11 protein-coding genes are annotated in these 19,209 nt (G+C 37.6%); 6 read left to right on the top strand and 5 right to left on the bottom strand.

All coding sequences use genetic code 11. The features are described from left to right. The first annotated feature begins 69 nt into the window (after positions 1-69). From EHQ62_RS07630 to EHQ62_RS07620, 3 genes are read left to right on the top strand one after another with little or no spacing between them, the layout of a single operon-like run. Positions 70-681, top strand: coding sequence for a DUF4254 domain-containing protein (locus tag EHQ62_RS07630; protein ID WP_135641599.1), 612 nt, complete (start codon positions 70-72; stop codon positions 679-681). After that, positions 678-1,736: a glycosyltransferase family 9 protein gene (locus EHQ62_RS07625; RefSeq protein ID WP_135641598.1), complete on the top strand. Its 1,059-nt coding sequence runs from the start codon at positions 678-680 to the stop codon at positions 1,734-1,736. Before EHQ62_RS07630 ends, EHQ62_RS07625 begins: the two co-directional genes overlap by 4 nt. Positions 1,737-1,779: 43 nt before the next feature. Continuing rightward, positions 1,780-2,835, top strand: coding sequence for a hypothetical protein (locus EHQ62_RS07620; protein WP_135641597.1), 1,056 nt, complete (start codon positions 1,780-1,782; stop codon positions 2,833-2,835). A 22-nt stretch (positions 2,836-2,857) separates the two neighbouring features. On the opposite strand, the gene EHQ62_RS07615 is transcribed toward EHQ62_RS07620, so the two are convergent. Both EHQ62_RS07615 and EHQ62_RS07610 read right to left on the bottom strand, forming a co-directional pair. Further along, positions 2,858-3,451, bottom strand: coding sequence for a hypothetical protein (locus tag EHQ62_RS07615; protein ID WP_135641596.1), 594 nt, complete (start codon positions 3,449-3,451; stop codon positions 2,858-2,860). Then, a complete protein-coding gene (locus tag EHQ62_RS07610; protein ID WP_135641595.1) occupies positions 3,448-4,737 on the bottom strand; it encodes a glycosyltransferase in 1,290 nt (429 codons plus the stop codon). The genes EHQ62_RS07615 and EHQ62_RS07610 overlap by 4 nt, the downstream gene beginning before the upstream one ends. A 49-nt stretch (positions 4,738-4,786) precedes the next feature. Between EHQ62_RS07610 and EHQ62_RS07605 the strand changes: the two genes are divergently transcribed. The 3 genes from EHQ62_RS07605 to EHQ62_RS07595 are packed head-to-tail and all read left to right on the top strand — an operon-like array spanning position 4,787 to position 9,949. Next, positions 4,787-6,115, top strand: coding sequence for an O-antigen ligase family protein (locus tag EHQ62_RS07605; RefSeq protein ID WP_135641594.1), 1,329 nt, complete (start codon positions 4,787-4,789; stop codon positions 6,113-6,115). Between the two features lie 4 nt (positions 6,116-6,119). Beyond that, positions 6,120-8,096, top strand: a complete 1,977-nt coding sequence (locus EHQ62_RS07600) for a glycoside hydrolase family 5 protein (RefSeq protein WP_135641593.1) — start codon at positions 6,120-6,122, stop codon at positions 8,094-8,096. Continuing rightward, on the top strand, positions 8,093-9,949 hold the full coding sequence (locus EHQ62_RS07595; RefSeq protein ID WP_135641592.1) for an adenylate/guanylate cyclase domain-containing protein: 1,857 nt from the start codon (positions 8,093-8,095) through the stop codon (positions 9,947-9,949). The genes EHQ62_RS07600 and EHQ62_RS07595 overlap by 4 nt, the downstream gene beginning before the upstream one ends. Positions 9,950-9,971: 22 nt before the next feature. Here the strand turns inward: EHQ62_RS07595 and EHQ62_RS07590 are convergent, their stop codons facing one another. From EHQ62_RS07590 to EHQ62_RS07580, 3 genes are read right to left on the bottom strand one after another with little or no spacing between them, the layout of a single operon-like run. Next, a complete protein-coding gene (locus EHQ62_RS07590; RefSeq protein ID WP_135641591.1) occupies positions 9,972-10,619 on the bottom strand; it encodes a hypothetical protein in 648 nt (215 codons plus the stop codon). After that, positions 10,609-16,500 carry a TIGR04388 family protein gene (locus EHQ62_RS07585; RefSeq protein WP_135641590.1) on the bottom strand — a complete coding sequence of 1,964 codons (5,892 nt, stop codon included), beginning with the start codon at positions 16,498-16,500 and terminating at the stop codon, positions 10,609-10,611. The genes EHQ62_RS07590 and EHQ62_RS07585 overlap by 11 nt, the downstream gene beginning before the upstream one ends. A gap of 29 nt (positions 16,501-16,529) precedes the next feature. Continuing rightward, positions 16,530-19,208: an efflux RND transporter permease subunit gene (locus tag EHQ62_RS07580; RefSeq protein ID WP_135641589.1), complete on the bottom strand. Its 2,679-nt coding sequence runs from the start codon at positions 19,206-19,208 to the stop codon at positions 16,530-16,532. Between the last annotated feature and the right edge of the window lies 1 nt (position 19,209).

Here is a 19,209-nt window from a genome sequence, read left to right as displayed (position 1 = left end):
AGCGAAAAACCTTGGAAATATTTGGATTGAACCCCAAAAACCATATGAAAACGTGAATTGCATTACGTTATGAAAGCATTGGAAGCCACAAAAGCCGTCTCTATTTTCCAAGAATCCGTTTTGGATTGGCATAAAAAAGAAGCCCCTCACCCGAATCCTTATCCGGATGGCACATTAGAATTCACTCTCTACCAAAAAAACCACATTGATACCATCCAGTGGCACATTGAAGACGAAATCCGCAGACCAGACATCGCATTAGAAGAAGTTGTCGCTCTCAAACGAAAAATTGACAAACTCAACCAAGAAAGAACCGATATGGTAGAAAGGTTAGATGATTTTGTCATTGAGATGTTTCGTTCCGTAACACCAAAACCTGATGCAAGGCTCAATTCAGAATCTCCTGCATGGTTACTCGACCGAATGAGTATCTTAGAATTAAAAATTTTCCATATGGAAGAACAGGTAAACAGAAACGATTCATCTGCAACCAAAGAACATATCGAAAAATGCCAATCGAAGTTAACGGTTTTACTCGACCAAAGAGAAGACTTAAAACAATGTTTAGAAGAATTGTTTGATGATTATGCGAAAGGGACCAAACGAGTCAAAGTATACCGCCAAATGAAGATGTACAATGACCAAAATCTAAACCCATCTCTTTATAAGAATCAAAAATGACAAACCTTCTCGTACTTCGGTTTTCTGCAATGGGAGATGTTGCTTTGATGACACCAGCTCTCATCGCAATCGCAGCCAAATACTCCAATATTCAGTTAACGGTTGTTACAAGAGGAAACTTTGCTCCATTTTTTTATAATATCCCCAACCTAAATGTTTTAGGCATCAATCTCAAAAAATACAAAGGGCTTTTGGGTTTGTGGAGGATGTACAGAGACATCGATAAACTAGGACCCTTTGGAAATGTGATCGATCTACATGGATCTGTTCGTTCGAGACTGATTGCATTTTTTTTCCGTTGTAAGGGAGTTCCTTATGCCAAAATCATCAAAGGTAGAAGGGAAAAATTAGCACAGACTAGGCGATACAATAAAAAATTAAACCAACTCCCACACACTGTCGAACGTTATCTAAATGTTTTCCGTAAATCTGGTTATGATGCCCCCATCCGAAAAGGCCCATGGTTAAATGTTGATGGCGAATCAAAAATGTTTGCAAAGGATTATTTTAAATCCATCGGGATCGATAAAAAAGATGGCCAGTGGTTTGGATTTGCTCCTTTTGCGGGACATGCTCTAAAAGAATGGAGTTTCGATAAGTGCAAACGCCTTGTCGAAGTACTTGTCACAGAATTCCCTGGTTGCCATGTATTTTTATTTGGTGGTCGTGATGAAGCCAAAGAACTGGAAATTTTACGAAACAACCTAACACAAGTCCACATCGTCCAAGGTGGAAATTTAGGAATCCGTGGTGAACTTGGGATTATGGACAGACTCGATGTGATGATCGGAATGGACAGTTCCAACGTTCACATTGCCGCTTTATTAAAAAAACCAGTGATCGGAATTTATGGGACCACCCACCCAGTTTCTGGATTTGGACCTTTTGCCCAAGAAGATTCAGGAGTTTTACAAGTTGATCTGCCTTGTAGGCCTTGTTCCATTTATGGAAATACAAAATGTTGGCGAGGGGACCATGCTTGTATGGAACTCATTGATCCCTTAGATGTTGTGAGACGAATCCGCCTCATCCAAAATGTAAACACACTTTGGTAAAAATTTAATACCATTGGGATCATTCTTCTAAAGGAGGTTTGCCATGTTTCAAAAAAGTAACATTTTGATGAAGTGCATAAGCAAACTCCACAAAACAATTTTTCTTTCCAATGTTTATAAAATCTTACTTATAATTCTACTCATTAGTTTTTCATTCACTCATACAAAGGCTGAAGATTTTAGTACGGAATTCCAAACAGTCGAACTTCCTTCACCTAACAAGAAAGACTTCGAAGAACAAATCAAATGCCCGATTGAGACTTGCAAACAAATCAATTACACTGCAGATGGAAACTACTTAAACGAAGTATGGGCAGAACTTGGTAAAAACGGTGGAAAACTGGTCATCAATTTCTTAGATTCACCCATGAAAATCTCGGAACCAGGATTGGAAGAGATCACAGAATACCTCAGAGAAATTGCAAAACGAGATGGCCATGTGAGTTTTGAGCCTTTTTATATGGCGACAAGGGCTCTTGGGATTACCGATGTTCCCGTTGTCAAAGATTTGTTCGGTCTTTCGTATAACTTATACAAACGAATTCGATCCTTTGTCAAATTCGGAAGGATGGAACATTACAATGCAAAGGTTTTATACCACCCAACCAATGGAAAAATCTTACAGGTATTTTTTTTCCATAAAAATTATGGAAATCTTTGTGAAACCGTTTATTCCACCTGTGATCGAATCGAATACATGGATGACGAATTGTTCGACAAACAACTTTCTTTACGTTTGAGTGAGCCAAAACAAAGGGGAATTGAAATTCGGTTTGGCCAAACACAAGCAGTTCTACCCAAAGCAAAACTAGACATCGGCAATTTACTCGATACCAATCGTTCGGCAAGATTGTACAAATGGCTGATCATTTCCAAAAGAACAGAAACAAAGATGGTCACACGAGAACGATTTTTAAGCCTAGAACTTGCAATCAAAGCTCTAGACTATACTCTCAGTGCTTACGAACTCGTGGAAGCCGTGCAATTGTATTTGCCAGCCAGATCCAAACAAGCCGAAGTAACGTATGAAGAAACGGAAGAAGGAAACCAAGTTCGGTCCGTTATCTTTTATCCACTCCCAAATAAAGAATCACCATAACATTCCAGCGGATCATCAAATTTCAAATTTTGTTTTGTCTGTATTTTACAACCAAAACAAAAACAAGACAGGCAAGTCCCGCAGAACCTGGGAAAAGTGTAGTTGTTAAGTTCCATTCAGCCAAGGCCAAGATGACCAGTGCATTCCGGAATAAAAAAATGATATAAAAACCAAGTGGTTCCGAATGTGGCAATCCATACCCTTTTCGAATTGTGGGAATGAAACCCAGGGAATCAGCAAAAGATAAAACAATCACGGCAGCAAGTGGGCTTGAAAAATAAAACCAAAATGGCAAACTAGAAATTGCTAAAACAAAAAAGAACCAATCTGATTTTGTAATTTTGATCTCCCCTCTTTTTTGGTAAGCATAAAGAGCGACGAGTAGGGTCGTAAATCCAGAGATGGCAATGGGTACAGTTCCAATCCCACCTTTGCCTACCAGTTGTGCAAAAAACACAATACAAGTGGTGAGCCCCCATATGATCCAAGAAAATACATGGGGTTGGACTTTCCCTGACTTGATGCCTTTTAAGTACGGAATGTACGCAAGTATCGTGAGTCCAACAGCAAGTGCACTGAGAAACGATCGAACTTCAATTCCCAAACCATTTGTCATTGCATAAAATCAAAAAACAAATCAAAGATGGTAGTTTTTTTGGCCTTCCCTTTCATGGCTTCGATGACTTTTCCATACACCTCTTCCATAACATCCACACATTTTTCCATCTCATGGCCAGAGGCAATGTGAATGGATTGTTTGGAAAACTTAGCATAGAGGGTAGGATTACGAATGATTTCCAAAGCACCTTGGGCGATTCCCTTTGCATCAAAGGACTTTGCAATAAAACCATTTTCGCCGTGTCTGATGAGTTCGGGAAGTGCAAATGCATCCACGCCCACTGCAGGAAGTCCACATGCGATTGCCTCGAGAACTACCAACCCCTGTGTCTCCATGGTGGACGCTGTTAAAAATACATCATACTGCGGATAGACATCATGTAAGACTGCATTGGGAACAAATCCTTTGAACTCAACTGCATTTTCAATGTTTAGGTGTTCTGCTTGGCGTTGTAAGGATGGGATTGCTGGCCCTTCTCCAATGATGGTGAGAGTTGCTTTAGGAAACTGTTCATGGATGAGTTTAAACGCATTGATCACGATATCACAGTTTTTTTCGTACGAAATTCGGCCTACATGTAAAAATTTTGGAGCATCTCCATTTGCGTATTCCTTCGGTTTGCCTTGGAAACGTTTGAGGTCCATTCCATTGGATACAACCGTAATCGGGCGAGTGATTCCATATTGGATCAGTTGTTCTTTGATGAGATGGCTTGGTGAAATCACCACATCACATCTGTTATAAATATCATTACAAATCTTTAAAATGATTTTTTTACGAATATTGAAATTATCAAATTTTACAATTTTGTCCAGTTCTTCGATATTTAATTTTTTTTTGAATTTGTTTGCCTTAAAAAATAGTTTATCGAGTTTGAAGAGGCGATAAAAAGAAACATACATCTCTTGTTCAGCCATGAGAGTATGATAGGTTCCAATGGTAGGAACACCAAAACGTTCGGCAGCATTCACCGCATAGAGTCCGAGTAGGCCTGGTGTGTGGATGTGGATGAGGTCGGGTTTAAAGTCCTCGATGATCCGTTTGATTTTTCCAGGTGATGGCAAAACGACCTTGATATCAGGGTAACTCGGCAAATACCCAGAGCGAAACCGGATCACTTGGATATTGTCTGTCATCCGATCAAAGTCCCCATCCCCGTATTTGGGAGCACAAATGCAGAATTGGTGGCCACGGAGCGCCAAAAGTTCAGAAAAATTCTTAATGGAAACAGCTACCCCATCGGTTTTTGGCAAAAAAGTATCGGAAAAATATAAAACTCGCAACTGTTACCTCTTTACAAATGAGAGAAAAAGATTAGTCTCATCCAAAGTTATGATTTACCGATTCTATCGTTCGTTTCTTGCCTTGTCCATCATTTCCTGTGCACTTTCTGTTTCTCTTAGCCAACTATTTTTACTCTTATCTTTTGTATTTTTCCTATTTCTGAATGAAAAACCCAAACTGGCAAGTAACCTAGTCAAAATCCTTTTTGTTTTTTACCTTTGGCAAATTGTAACCGTTTTGTATCATTTTGCAGCAGCAGGGTTTGATCTAAATTCCATCAAACAGGCGTTTCGTGATGAAATGAAAGATATCTTCCTTGTAACAGCTTTTGTTTCCGTGCAAGGCATAAAAAAAGAAGACAAAGCTTATTTATATAAAACATTTTTTATCTTTTCACTTGTGATTATTTTTACAGGTTTTATTTCGATTTTTTCAATGACCAGACTTTCAAGACTGATCTCTGATTTATACAAAACCTCCAGTTCTTGGCCCTACCAACACCATTACGGAAACATTGGTGCTTTGAATATCTATCTTCCAATTGGTCTTATGAATACACATTTAACTTTTGGTGGGTTACTTGCGTTTATCTTTCCAGGTTTTGTTTTCCGTCTTTATGATTCCTGGTACAACAAATCTCCAAAAATGAATATCACCATCCATGCTGTTTTACTTTTACTTGTTTCAGTTGTATTTTTATTTAACAATGCAAGGTCATCCCTCCTCGGAGCACTAGTAAGTGTCAGTTTTGGTTTTTATATCTTAGTTTTCATCGACAAAGACATTTCCAAAAAAATGATCAAACGTACAAGTTTCATTTTACTTGGATTTTTAATCCTTTTATTTGTTGGTTATAAAAGCACAAATGCTGTGAAAAGAGTTGTTGATCCATTGTTTGGGGGTGAAAAACACACAGACTCGGGTCGCACATTCATTTGGGATTCCACGTTCCCTCTCATCCAAGAGAATCCAATTTTTGGAATTGGTTCTGGTAATTACCAAAAGGAAATCGAAATCTCAAGGAAAAACAAAGAAAAGGAAAATAGAGAACTCGCCTTTTTTTATGAAGTGACCCAACGAGGACATGCACACAATGATTATTTTCACTTAACAGCCGTATTTGGATTCCCTCAAAGTGTTTTGTATTTAATTTTATTTGCAACGATTATGTATCATCTATTAAATTCGAATGTTCCAAAATCGATTCGGTTTATGACTTATGGACTAGTTGGTTTTTTTGCTTCTGGACTCTTACAATGTTATTTCCAAGACGATGAAGTACTCATTGTTTTTTATTTTTTATTAGGTTATTTAAACTATTATGCGGAAGAAAATTTGAATTCAGAATCTTCACAAAAAATGAGCAAAGTAGGATAAACGTATGGCATTAAAAAAATTATCTCCAAAGGGCGAATGGTTTGTAGACCCAAGTGGCAGAAAAGTTATCCTTCGTGGGGTCAATTTGGGAGGAGATACAAAAGTTCCATTCCCAAATGGTGGTACACAATTCCCCACTGATTTTTCAGATCATAAAGAAGTGAGTTTCATTGGTCGGCCTTTTCCATTGGAAGAAGCGGATACTCATTTCACTCGATTAAAATTATGGGGTTTCAATGTTTTACGATTATTAACCACTTGGGAGGCAGTTGAACACAAAGGTCCAGGTGAATATGATGAAGCTTACTTAAACTATTTCACAGAGATTGTCCGCTTAGCAGGAGAATATGGATTTTACGTTTTCATTGATTTCCACCAAGATGTTTGGTCGAGAATGACAGGTGGAGATGGTGCTCCAGGTTGGATTTTCGAAAAACTTGGAATTGATTTTAAAAAATTATCGGAAGCCGATGCTGCCATTGTGATGCAACGTGCATATGATTATTCAAACCCAGGAATTCGCCAGGAGAACAATTACCCAACGATGTGCTGGTCACAAAACTATCGTTATGCTGGAAACGGTATTTTATGGACATTGTTTTTTGGAGGTCGTGACTTTGCCCCTCATTTTCTAATCGATGGCAAAAATGTACAAGACTACCTACAAGACCACTATCTAAGTTGTATGAAACAAATTGCCGAAAGAGTGAAACAATTTGATTTTGTATTGGGATTTGATTCTTTAAATGAACCAGGCAAAGGATTCATAGGTCGAGCCATGAATGATCGAGGCCTGATCAATAAAGAGGAAGACCCTGCTAAACCTGGACTTGCTTGGTCACCGATTGATGCCTTGTATTCTTCGCATGGACATTCTGTGGATTTGCCATATCTCACTCTTAAGGTTTGGAAAGGAGGTTTTGTTCCCACAAAAACTGTGAGCGTGAACGAAAACCAAATTTCGATTTGGTTACCTGAATCACCAGGTGATCCATTCCAATTGGAAGGAGCATATACCATCACAAAAGATGGAACACCCTTTATCGAAAAAAATGATTTTTTCCAAAAAGTAAATGGTAAGGAAATTGATTTTGATCGGGATTATTTGATTCCTTTTATGCGAACTGTAGGGAAAACCATCCAAGCCATTCGTAGCGACTGGATGGTATTCATTGAACGGGAAGCGTCTGATGCTTTTACTCATCCACATCTTAATGGTGAAGTGCCCCCTCTAGCAGTGAATGCTGCACATTGGTATGATATACTCACCCTTCTATTCAAAACGTTTTTGTATCCTATCGCCATTGATACGCTTACCAAACGACCTGTTTTTGGGAAATCAGGAATTGAATCGATGTATGTTCGCCAGCTAACTCGCATTAAAAACACGGCAGATTCTGTTCCAGGGAAAATTCCTAGCCTTGTTGGAGAATTTGGAATTCCTTTTGACTTACAAGGTGGAAAGGCTTACAAGGAGTGGAAAAAAGGAAATCATTCTCCAAACATTTGGAAACGGCATGTAATGGCACTCGATGCGATGTACAATGCAATGGATACATTATTTTTATCAAATACTCTTTGGAACTACACCGCTTCCAATGAAAACGATTTGATGGTGGGTGATGGTTGGAACCAAGAAGATTTAAGTATTTTCTCCAAAGACCAAATCATTCCCGGATCTGATCCCGATGTGTATGGCGGAGGGGGGCGTGCCATCGAAGGATTTTGTAGGCCATATGCGTCCATGATCCAAGGAACTCCTACAAAGATGTTTTTCCAAATGGATACAAGGGAATTTGTTTTGGAATGGATTTCCGATACAAACATAACTGAGCCTTGCCAGATTAAAATTCCTAGATTTGTTTATCCAAATGGCGTACAAATTGTACTTTCAAATGCTGAAAAAATTTCTGAATCAAACGGAGAATTAACAGTCAAAGGAAATGGGGGCAAATCCTCTGTGATAGTTAGGCCATTATGATCGATCTAAGTACCATTCTGCAAAAATACCCATGGGAGGAACCATGGAAATCTCTGGGTAAACACATGGACAACCTGTGGGAATTTGATTTGTCTATCACAAGGGAAGAGGTTTGGCCCTACCTAATTGATACTTCCTCCTTTAATAAAAGAATTGGGTTGCCTCGGTTCCAATATACTGAGAAAAACGGAAAACTCATCGGTAAAACAAAACAAGCTGGGTTCCAATTGGAATGGGAGGAAGTCCCTTGGGAATGGGAATACCTAAAAGAGATTGGCAATGCACGGATCTACAAACGAGGGTTTGCAAAATACATTCGTCTCAAAATCATTGCAGAACCTCTAGGAGAATCACGTTGTAAAATTTATGTTTATTTAGGAGCCATACCTCGCAATTTTTTCACAAAAAAAATCTTAGAGATTGCACTCCCACGCCTAAAAGATTCCTTCCAAAAGGGATTTAAGGAAATCGAAGAGGAAATCAAACAAAGAAAACCAAAACTGCAAACTCTTAGTGGAAAAGATAATTCCTTTTTCCCAGAAGCACAATGGATCCATCAGGAAAAACTAGACAAACAAATCCAAATCCTTGTCGAAAAAGGAATACAAAAAGAGACCATCGAAAAAGTATTCTCTTGGATCAAACAATCACCTGACAACGATTTGGATCGAATTCGCATAAAATTCGTTAGTCGACATTTGAATTTAAATCCTGATGAGGTCCTTTTTTTGTTTTTGCATGGCTGCCGATTAGGAATTTTTACGCTCAGTTGGGATATTGTATGCCCACATTGTAGAGGGGTTCGAACATCACTTACAAAACTAGGTGATATGCCTTCGAAGGACCAATGTGACGTTTGTGAAATCGATTTTGACACAACAGGAGTCAACTCCATCGAGGTTACGTTTCATATCCACCCAAGTGTTCGAATCGTCGAAAAACAAATGTATTGTGCCGCAGAACCTGCTACCAAACAACATATTTTGTTAACAAAACGAGTGGGAGGGCGAAAATCCTTTTCATCCAATTTACTCATTGGTTCGGGGGTTTACCGACTTAGGAAAAAAGGCGATAAAAAGTACCGATTGGTAGAATCCAAACAAACGCACAACCAAACTGATATTTTGTGGTTACCCGAAACAAATGAAGAAGAGATCAAGGTGATCCCGAAACCCAATTTGGTTTTTGAAAATGATTCGGAAGAAGATGTAACCATTGTCTTAGAAGAAAGGAGTGAGGATCAGAATAGCCTAAGACCATCAGAGATTTTTGATTACCAGGAATTCCGAGACCTGTTTTCCGAAGAAGCAATTGCTACCAATTTACAATTGGACATAGGCATCAAAACAATTTTGTTCACGGACATTGTTGGATCAACCAAGTTCTATGAAACGGAAGGTGACCACGGTGCCTTTTTGCAAGTTAGGGAACATTTTATCAAGACCAACCAAATCATCCAAAACTTCCGAGGAGTGGTTGTCAAAACGATTGGTGACGCCGTTATGGCAAGTTTTTCGTCCCCCCTCCAAGCCTTAAAAGCAGCCAAAGAAATGCAAGAGTGGTTTCACCCGGAAAACAAACACACCCCGGTTCGGATACGAATTTCAATCCACACTGGCAACTGTTTGGCGGTAAATCTCAATAGCAATATCGACTACTTCGGCAATACAGTCAATTATACGGCAAAGATACAATCTGTCACCAATTCTGGCGAAATCTCCTTTAGTGAAACGATATTCCGAGACAAAGAGATCCGCGATTACTTAAGAAACAATGAAATCAAATTAAAAAAAGTGGAATTCCCACTCCCATGGGCCAACCGCACTGACTTTGTTTACATATGGAAAGTGTAATCAAAGTTAGATTGAAGGAAGATCAATTGGAAGGGATGGGAGGGACAGGAGTCGAAATAAAATAATGAAAAATTTGGGATGGCTCAGCCCTTTCTTGAACGATTCTCATGACTTTATACTTTTCCTTGTTTTTGATTTTTTCTTCATCAATATTATCATGATTTCCAAATTCGATTATTCTTAATACGCCTGGATCATTGAAATTTGTAGTCAACGCACAATCTAGATATAGGATTGGTATTTTAAAATTTTCACAAACTTCACTTAAACATGACTGTTCATAATACCATTGATTTTGATCATGAAAGAATTTTCCTGAACCAATCAACCGGTGTTCATGAGGAAGTTTATCCGGTCCTCCTTCTAAAATTTTTATTTTCCCAATTGAATCAATATGATAAAATAAAGTTTGCTTATCATCACTCATCCAAACTTGATTGAAAAATATTTTATCTAATTTTGATTTTTTTACCTCTTCCAAGGTTTTATAACAGCTCAGTTCTTCCTTTTTACGCAAACAAGATTGGTTCGTTTCTGGATTTGGAACGCAACCCCTCTCAGAAAGAATCGTGAATGGATCCTCTTCTTCTGCTTGTGGTACGCTTTCTTGCTTCTCTTTACAAAAAGTAAACATATAGAAAACAATAAAAAAAAGGATACTAGGTTTCATTTGGATTTTTCCTTGTCTGTGGTATTAACTCATGAAATTCAGAACGTAATAAATAATCTGTATTATTTGTAGGGAATTTAATTGATTTCAATTTTTTATTAATTTCTTTTTCAGAAAGATTTTCTTTTTTAAATCTTGTTTTGATATTTTCCAGTAACATATCATTCGTCTCCAATGTGATCCATCGATTTTGTATCCCAGATCCTCCCGCCGATTCCGAAATTAGGTATTCATTTACCCCTAGATCTGGATTGAATTTTTTACCGATCACAATGTAGATATGGTCGGACTTCATCGCCTTTTTTTTTGTATCCTCAACTAATTCCATTTTCCTCGTAATCCCAATCATACCCACTTTCAATTCAGGGATCACTCCCTTCTCTTTATGAGCATTCAAATCTTTTTCTGTGGTTAGCCTTTCAGATACCAATTTGGAAAATCCACCAGCCTGTCGAAAGAATTCCACACCATTTTGATGGACAAGACCAGCCTTATACTCGGCATCCATTCGTTCCATTTCCTCAGGAGTTAAAAATACATCCGAATTCAAATTGGCGAAGCCCCCTCTATCGGTGAGGCCTGCCGCATGCAAAACGGCTCCAATGTAACGGATACAATCTGTCTCTGTTATTTGGCGGAATCCATCATCATTTACCGTATTTACACCGGAGACGTCTTCTTTTCCATCTTTTAATACATAACGTCCATAATTTATTAAGCTCTTTAGGTTTTCGCCTAAGAGTTTTGCAACGTTTGCAGTGTGTAAGGCGACAAGTTCGTCACTAGAAAGATCCACTTTTTTTGTCGCTTCACAAATTTCTTCTCCAAGTCTTTGAAAGTAAGCTTGTTTGGTTTCTACCTTCGGATCATAGGAAACCTTTACATCTGTAAGAGCAACTTCGGAAGTGAGATAAACCACTGCTTCCGTTCCGATTGGCTGGATGGAACGCGATTCCCGTAAACGTTTGTATTCATTTAAAGACTTTTGGACTGCCTTTGACATCGGAACATCTTTGCCACCACGTAGCGCTTTGATTTTGGCTTCAATTTCCGTGGTATCCACACCTGCTTGTTTCAATTCATAAAGTTTTTTTTCTGTATCAAGTCTTGAATCCTTTTTATAGTCATCTATAATTTTCGTTTTTAACTTTGTGATCCTGTCTGTCTCCTGAGTAGATTCTGTATTAGTTGCATTACTCCCTTGCGGAAGAGGTTTTTGGATTTTGTATGAGTCAAAAAAGCGACCAATGGAAGTCCCTAAGTTAAAAAATCCTGATTTGACTTTATCAGCGATCCTGCCAAAAACAGAACCATTTGCGGATACCTGAAAAGGTGAATTCCCAAAATCATTTCCATTCAGATTGAATTGGTTTGAATCGGAAGTTTGTCGATTACGAAGTAAATTGACAAGCCCCATTCCACCAACTGCAAATCCACCTAACATTGATAATTGGCTGAGTAAATCAGAAAAAGTATCTTCTCCTCCATCTTCCAGTGCCATGATTGAATCGGACTTACTATCACTTAAATCTTGTGCTAAATTGATATTTTGGTTTGCAAAATCATAGTCTTCCAATTGAAATCCATTGTTTCCAAAAGTCGCTACGCTAACACCGTTTAACTCAGAAGAGGTGGACATTCCTGTCTGATCAAAATTCGCAGTTAATCCAATGCCTGATTCAGGATCAGTATAACCTATGCTACCACTGAAACCCGATCCCTTTAAGTCATACATCATGGAATAATTCCAATCTTTCCTAGGGCCTTCACCTTTTGGATTGTATTGGATGCCCACATTCCAGGCTTGATTAGAAGTAAAATCGCCTGAAAACTGAATTCCATCACCAAGTGATTTGGATACCTGAAGGGATGAATTGCCTTTTTCAGAAACACTCAAACTGAAATTGTTTATCGAATTACCGATCCCAATGGTTCCACCCCAGCCTTCCGCTGCGCTGTATTTCACTCCCAGGGCAGGGATTAATCCTTTCAGAAATCCCGATTGGAATTTCGTTTGTTCCCCTATCATTCCACCAAGCACACCATTGGCGAACCCTGCCGCTGCCCCATTCGGTCCTTCATGACTTCCAGCTACTGTTTGTACAATGGTAGTCGAAATCACTTGTCCCATCTTTACAGTAGCTGGGATTACACCTTTTGTTACAAAACTTGCAGCTTTTCCAATCGTCGATAAGGCAGAATTGACGCCTGTTAAAGCACCACTTGCTCCCATTGTGATGGCTAAAGAAATTGCATTGACTACGGATTGTCGTGTGGCTTTTGATTTTGCTTTTTGATTTGCCTTTTCACGCTCACGATTCCCGTATGAGATGCCAACAACCTCGTTTAAAAAAGATTCATCCATTCCTGTTTCTTGTGAAATTTCTTTTGCCAAGGCTTGTTTCCCTAATTCAGTGACAAGTGTCTTTGCATTCGTATAATCTAAGAACGCAGATTGGTATTGTGTTCCTGTCGCTACCATTCCAAATCCTTGTTCTGTATAACGATAATACGTCGCGACTTTAGAATCAGGATTTATATTCCTAGCATTGATCAATCGGTTTGTGTCTTCCAACAAGGAAACAATTTCTCCTTCATTGATTCCTGTTGCCACCATTGCGGTTTTAATCATCCCACCATAGGCACCAATTGATTTCGATTGAAGGTCGGAAATACCATTGTCTCTTTTCCTCCGTTTCGCTTTTTTTGTTTCCTTTTGGTTGTACTGGTCTTCAATCACTTTTGACATTATCTCTAAATCAATTCCTGTGATTGATGCAATCTCATTAGAAATGGCAGTCTTTGCTAATTGCACTTCGTTTGCTTTCACTTCTGCCATTCCTTCATGCCTACCAGAAATTTGTTCTTTTAATGCATCATATCGTTTCTCACCAACTAAACTTTTTGTATGAGTCACGACACCTCCAATTGCTAAATTGATAGGAATGGTGTATATCCCTCCGGTAGAATGATTTAAGAATTGCATTCCATGTGATATCGACTTTCCGATCACTGTCTCTATTGCGCTCATAGGGTTTTGTATGGAGACAAAATTGTCACGTGATTGGATCTTCTTTGCTTTTAATCTGCCCCGCATGAACTCAATCGCCATCGTTGCTTTTTGGATGTCCGCCTCACTTCCCCCGGAAGCCTGTATCCAAACTTTAGCCAATTCACTATTGATCGCAGATTCAATTTTACCTTGCATCGAAGCCTTTATCCCTTGTGTCCCACCACCTAGGTAAGCGAGAACAATTTCTTGCACCAATGAATCTTGGTTTTCTTTTTTCTCTTTATTTGCATAAAAGGTTTCGACATTCCTTTGATTTTGGAATTCGATAGATTGGATGTTCGAAGCAATTGTTAGTTGGTCATTCGCCAATGATTTAGTTAAAAATTGATTTGATATTTCATTTTGTTTCTTTGCCAAAAGATTCCAATCCTCATCTGACCACTCTACAAAAAAATCCTTCCTATCAGAAGACTGGATTTTCCCAATTTGGCTCAATTGAAAATGACGATTAGTCTCCATTTTAGAGGCAGTGTACTCACCCTCTTCGTTTTTGCCAGCCAAATGCCCATCATAGATTTCTTTTCGTATCGTAACATTTTGGTTTTTATGGTTGATCTGGATTTCGTATTGTTTTTTTAGTAAGTGGTTACATTCCGAAAGATTTGGGTTTTCATAACATAAACCAAATTTCTTTTGTTCTTCAACTGTGAGAGATTGATAATCATAATTCCCAACCAATATACTTTCATCTTTCGTTAGCGATCGACTTTGCAATAAATCTTGGTTTACTGAATAAACCATTTGGTTTAGCAGTTTTGTTTGTTCTTTTTTTTGTAAAGCCTCCAAATCAGAATTCATTTGCAATACATTTGCATACTGATTGACACCTGTGATCGTACGATGGAATTCCGATAACAAAGTTTGTTCACCAATGAAAACCTCCTTTGACTCTTTCCAATTTGATAATTCTTCGTATGATTTTAATTCTTTTTCATCATAATGAGAAACCAGGAATTCATTTGGTTTTGTAACTGTTCCGATCGGATTTACTTGAGTCGTTTCTCCTTTCTCATACAATTTAAGCCAGGTATCATCCCCTTCTTTTTTCTCTCTCTCTAATTGGCTTAACCAATTCTCTTTTGAAGCTTCTAAACGTTCTATATTTGCGATTAAATTGGTTTTGGCTTCATATTTTAAATTTTCTTTTGCATCTGACCATGACCGAAAATCATCTGCATATTGTTTCACTTTTGATTCCCAACTTCCAATGGCTGGTAATAACCGATTTTGGAAATAATTGTTTTGGGAATTTAACTGATGATAATTGTCATTCCAATATAAAGCTGAATTGGAAGACACTTCATCATACATCTCATACAAAACGGAATAACCAATCGCACCCATTTGTCGATAGAATGTACCCGAAGGGAAAACTGGTGTGGTTCTTTCCATTTTCCAATATGCATAATAAAAGTTTCCATCGGATAACAAATTTCCATTCACATGACTTGCGCTATCAAAAGGAATGGGTACTCCAAAAATCTCATCATTGTTCAAAAAATGATGTACATCTGTATACAAATTAGAACCTAACATCGCACTTACCCTACGTCCCGGTCCTAATTTCTCATTGATTAGGTTCACCAATCGGGATTCGTCTGAATGATGGATTGATTGGAATATCGCTCGTAAAAACGGATCGTGTATCTTTGAAAAATTCCCAACGTTCCCCTCTCCTTCGATCCTCCAATTTTCATACTTTTGGTCTTGAGAGAGAGCATGGTACAACTGTGTGCGTAAGATCCAATCGGCAAATCCCAAATCAAAACTAGATTTAGTTTGATCTAAATTAATATTGAGTCCTGTTTGGTAGGTATAAATTCGATTCTCGAAATAATTATGTTCTTCTAAAGCTTGGTTTGTTTCCATGCTAAGGAAGTTTTGGATTTTAGTTGAAATAAAAGTTAAAATGGAATCAGGATTTTCATTTGATGAAATCAATTCACCGGACAATTCAGAGATCAGTTTAGATAATACTTTACCTGCTTCATTCAAACTTCCATCAAGGTTTTTATATTGGCAACCTGTACCAAGATTACAATTGACCTCTAAACCATCTCTCAATTGGGAAACCATATTGGATATAGCACCCTTAACAGTTTCCTTGTATTCAGAGATTGCAGTTAAATTCGTTTGGAATCGGTCTTCCGTCTCCTCCATTTTTAACAGATAGTTCTCGTAATCTTGTTTTAATAACTCAAGTGAAGTGGAAAACGCATCTAAACCCTCTTGTTTTGATTTTTCCCATTCAAATTCCCATTCTTTTGCAGACTGTATTATTTTTTCGCGATTTTCTATCAGTAGTAACTCTTCTTTGGTATATTCTTCATAGATTGCTTCTTTTACAATCCTTTCCAAATACATTTGGTCAACTTTGCCTGTTTCTAGTTTCAACAAAAAGGCATCTCGGTTTTCGAAGTAATCACCAAAGAGATCTCTTTCCCACTCCGCATACAAAATGGAAACTTCTGAGACTAACGACCTTCTCCTCTCATCCAAATAACCTTCATTTGAAATGTAAAAATCCGAGTCTGTTTCATTCGCCAATATAGATTCGATTCTCTCATTTGCTTCTGCTATCCAAGAATTGATAGTTTCTGCCAACATCTCTTCCACTCTAAAATTCCAATCTTCTAAAGAAGGGGAGAAGTATTGGTATGCATAAAATTCTGCATAGTCTTGCTTTTGGTAATTGGGAACATCCCAAGTTTCAGTGATCGAATCTGCAAGAACTGAATGAAATAGAAAACACAACAGTATTAGAAAAAACAAAAGCATGGATTGGAAACTTTTGGAAAATTGCACCATAAAGAGCCTCTGCCCCTTAAGGTTTTAAATTAGAATCTTGGTTTTAAAAAATGGAAGGAATGGCTAAAATATATGTAGAAGGTACCATATAACAAAACCAAACATACGGTAGAAAATAAAAAATTACCGACATTAGCTGGATATAGGAGTAAAAAAATAAAACTAAGAAGAAACTGGTAACTAAAGATCATTTTAAATAGATTCCTTTTCCCACTTGTTAAATCTACAGTGACTATAAAAATCAAAATCCAAACGAATTGAATGTAATTTCCTCCAAACAAAGTGATTTGGAGTTTGGAGATTAACAAAATACAATAAATCCGAAGGAATGAATCAAAAATTTCTTTTTTACGAACACTGGCAAGGGCAAAAATCAAAACCAAAATTGAAATCGAATGCAAAGGAACGGGTGCACCAGAAGAAATTCGCTCATAGAAATTAGAATCTGTTTGTTTTAGATACTCACGAATTTCCGATTCGAGTTTCGGCCAATTTATGTTTTCTCCTTTTATCATAAGTTCTAACGTTGGTTTTCCGTTGATTTGGTAAAATCGATTCAGAATTTTCACGGGAGCGTAATCCCGAATCGAAGAATCAAATAACGTCTGATTCAAAGGCATTTTCTTTTGTTGTTTTAAAAAAGAATCCAAATGCTCCGAGTGGTTCACTTGAAATTTTATATCAACCAACCTTTCCTTCCACAAAAACTTTCCCACTATATTGGATTGCAAAGTATACATATCTTCTTTTATCGTTGTTTCTTGAGAATTCCCAAGCAATGCTCGATAAAATGAATTTGTGCGAAATTCTAATCCTTCAACCGATGGTTGGAAACATAATACTACATCTGTCACTTCTTTTTTGTATTGCAGCCACGGAACTAATTGTAATAGATCCTTTTCCAATTTCTCCATGTTCATTTGTGTGAAACGCAAAATCTGTTGTGAGTCTGACCGATTACCTTCGACTACATGAAAATAACCCAATTCTGTTGGCAAATTTTGAAATGGAATTTCCAATCCATTGGATTTCGATTGGAAATAAAACTCAGAACGATAGGGTTTTGGGATGACAATCAGTAAATCTGTCCAGTTGCCATCAATCAACTTTGATTCGACTTGTTTTGTGATACGGTAGACTTCTGCCTCTGCAACGTAATTCGGAAACTCTAGTTTTGCATATTTAAAAAACCCATCCTCTAACTGCATCGGAATCGGTTCCATACAATCATATAACAAACAAAATGCGGATAAAATCAGAACAAAAAATGAAACTACCACTTGGTATAATTTTAACTTTTGCTTTCGTATTTTACTCCAACCTTCGAAAGCCATCAAAAACTTTTCCTCTTTTGTCCTAGCCAATCGAAAAACTTTTTGATTCGAAAAACATTCGCAGATACGAAATAAGACTTGGGACAAAAAAAGAAGAAAATAGTAGGCAAATACAAGTTTCAAAACTAAAAACGGAACCCATGCCATGGAAACAAAAACACCAAAAAAGATAAAAATTAGGATGAGTTTAACATGGGGAAGTTTCCATCTCAGTCTCTTGGTATATGGTAAGTGCAATTTAAAAAACAAAAAAATAATGAAACTTAAATTACCAAGTGTAAGATGGAAAGCGGAGGATAAAAATAGATAGTATAAAATCGTAAGGTAAAAAACGAAGAAAAAGTTCAAAAACTGAAACCAGTTTTTCTGATAGAACCCAAGGAAAACAAAAGAGAATAGATCGATCACTAAAAAAAGCCATAACAATTCTTTCGCGGTTTCAAGATAACCTTGTTTCGAGACCATAATGATTTCCCATTGGGAATGGTCTTTGAGTAAGGATTGTAACTGAATTTCCAATAACAATAAGTGAAATGCAGACTTCGCGTAAACCATCACAGTTGATTTAGGTTCACCATTGACACGAACAGCAGTTTGTTTGTTCGAATCCACTAAACGGAACTGCAATAAGTTTCGCATCCACTCTGGACTTTTTTGGTTTTCGAGAAGGATGCCTCCTGCCCAACCATCAAGGGAATTTGGAATGGTTGATACGGAAATGCGACCACTCCCAACCTCTTTCCCAAACCCATATTGGCTTCGTTTTAAAGTTTGGAAAACTTCTGATAAAGCCGGCAATTGGTCTGTTTGGAAATCACTTCCATTTACCATGGTTACCAATTCTTTCTCAATTCCAGATTGGAAGTTGACTGATAATACCATATACCAATTTCTCAATGTTATTTCGAGTTCCTTTTCCGATACCAAATCGGAACGAGTTTTATTCTCTAAAACGATGAAAAAAGAAGACTGATCTTCTTTTGATTGGAAGCGAGGGAAAAGTACATCGTTTGGAAACCGGTTTTGGTTTAAAATGTAAACATTCCGAATCGTTTGGATGAATTCGGAAAGAGAGTTACCTCTCTCAATTTGCAGGTAGATTTTGAAAACTCCATGATCAGATACAAATTGACGTTCCTTGTATCCGCTTACCGTTTTCAATACCATCTCCCAGGGTTTCGCAATTTGTCCTTCAATTTGCAAAGCAGATTTGCCTGGCCAATGTTGAGAAATCTCTAACGTGAACGTTTCCTTTTCGCTATTTCCATCTTCAAATGAAAATTGATTTGAATGAAATATTGAGAGAATCGCTAGAAAAACCAGAAAAGAAATTAACTGATATCGATAATTGTGAATGACCTTCGGTGGTAACATT

It is taken from the genome of Leptospira jelokensis (genome assembly GCF_004769635.1).
Classification (GTDB): domain Bacteria; phylum Spirochaetota; class Leptospiria; order Leptospirales; family Leptospiraceae; genus Leptospira_A; species Leptospira_A jelokensis.
This window is presented reverse-complemented; position numbering and strand designations above follow the sequence as displayed.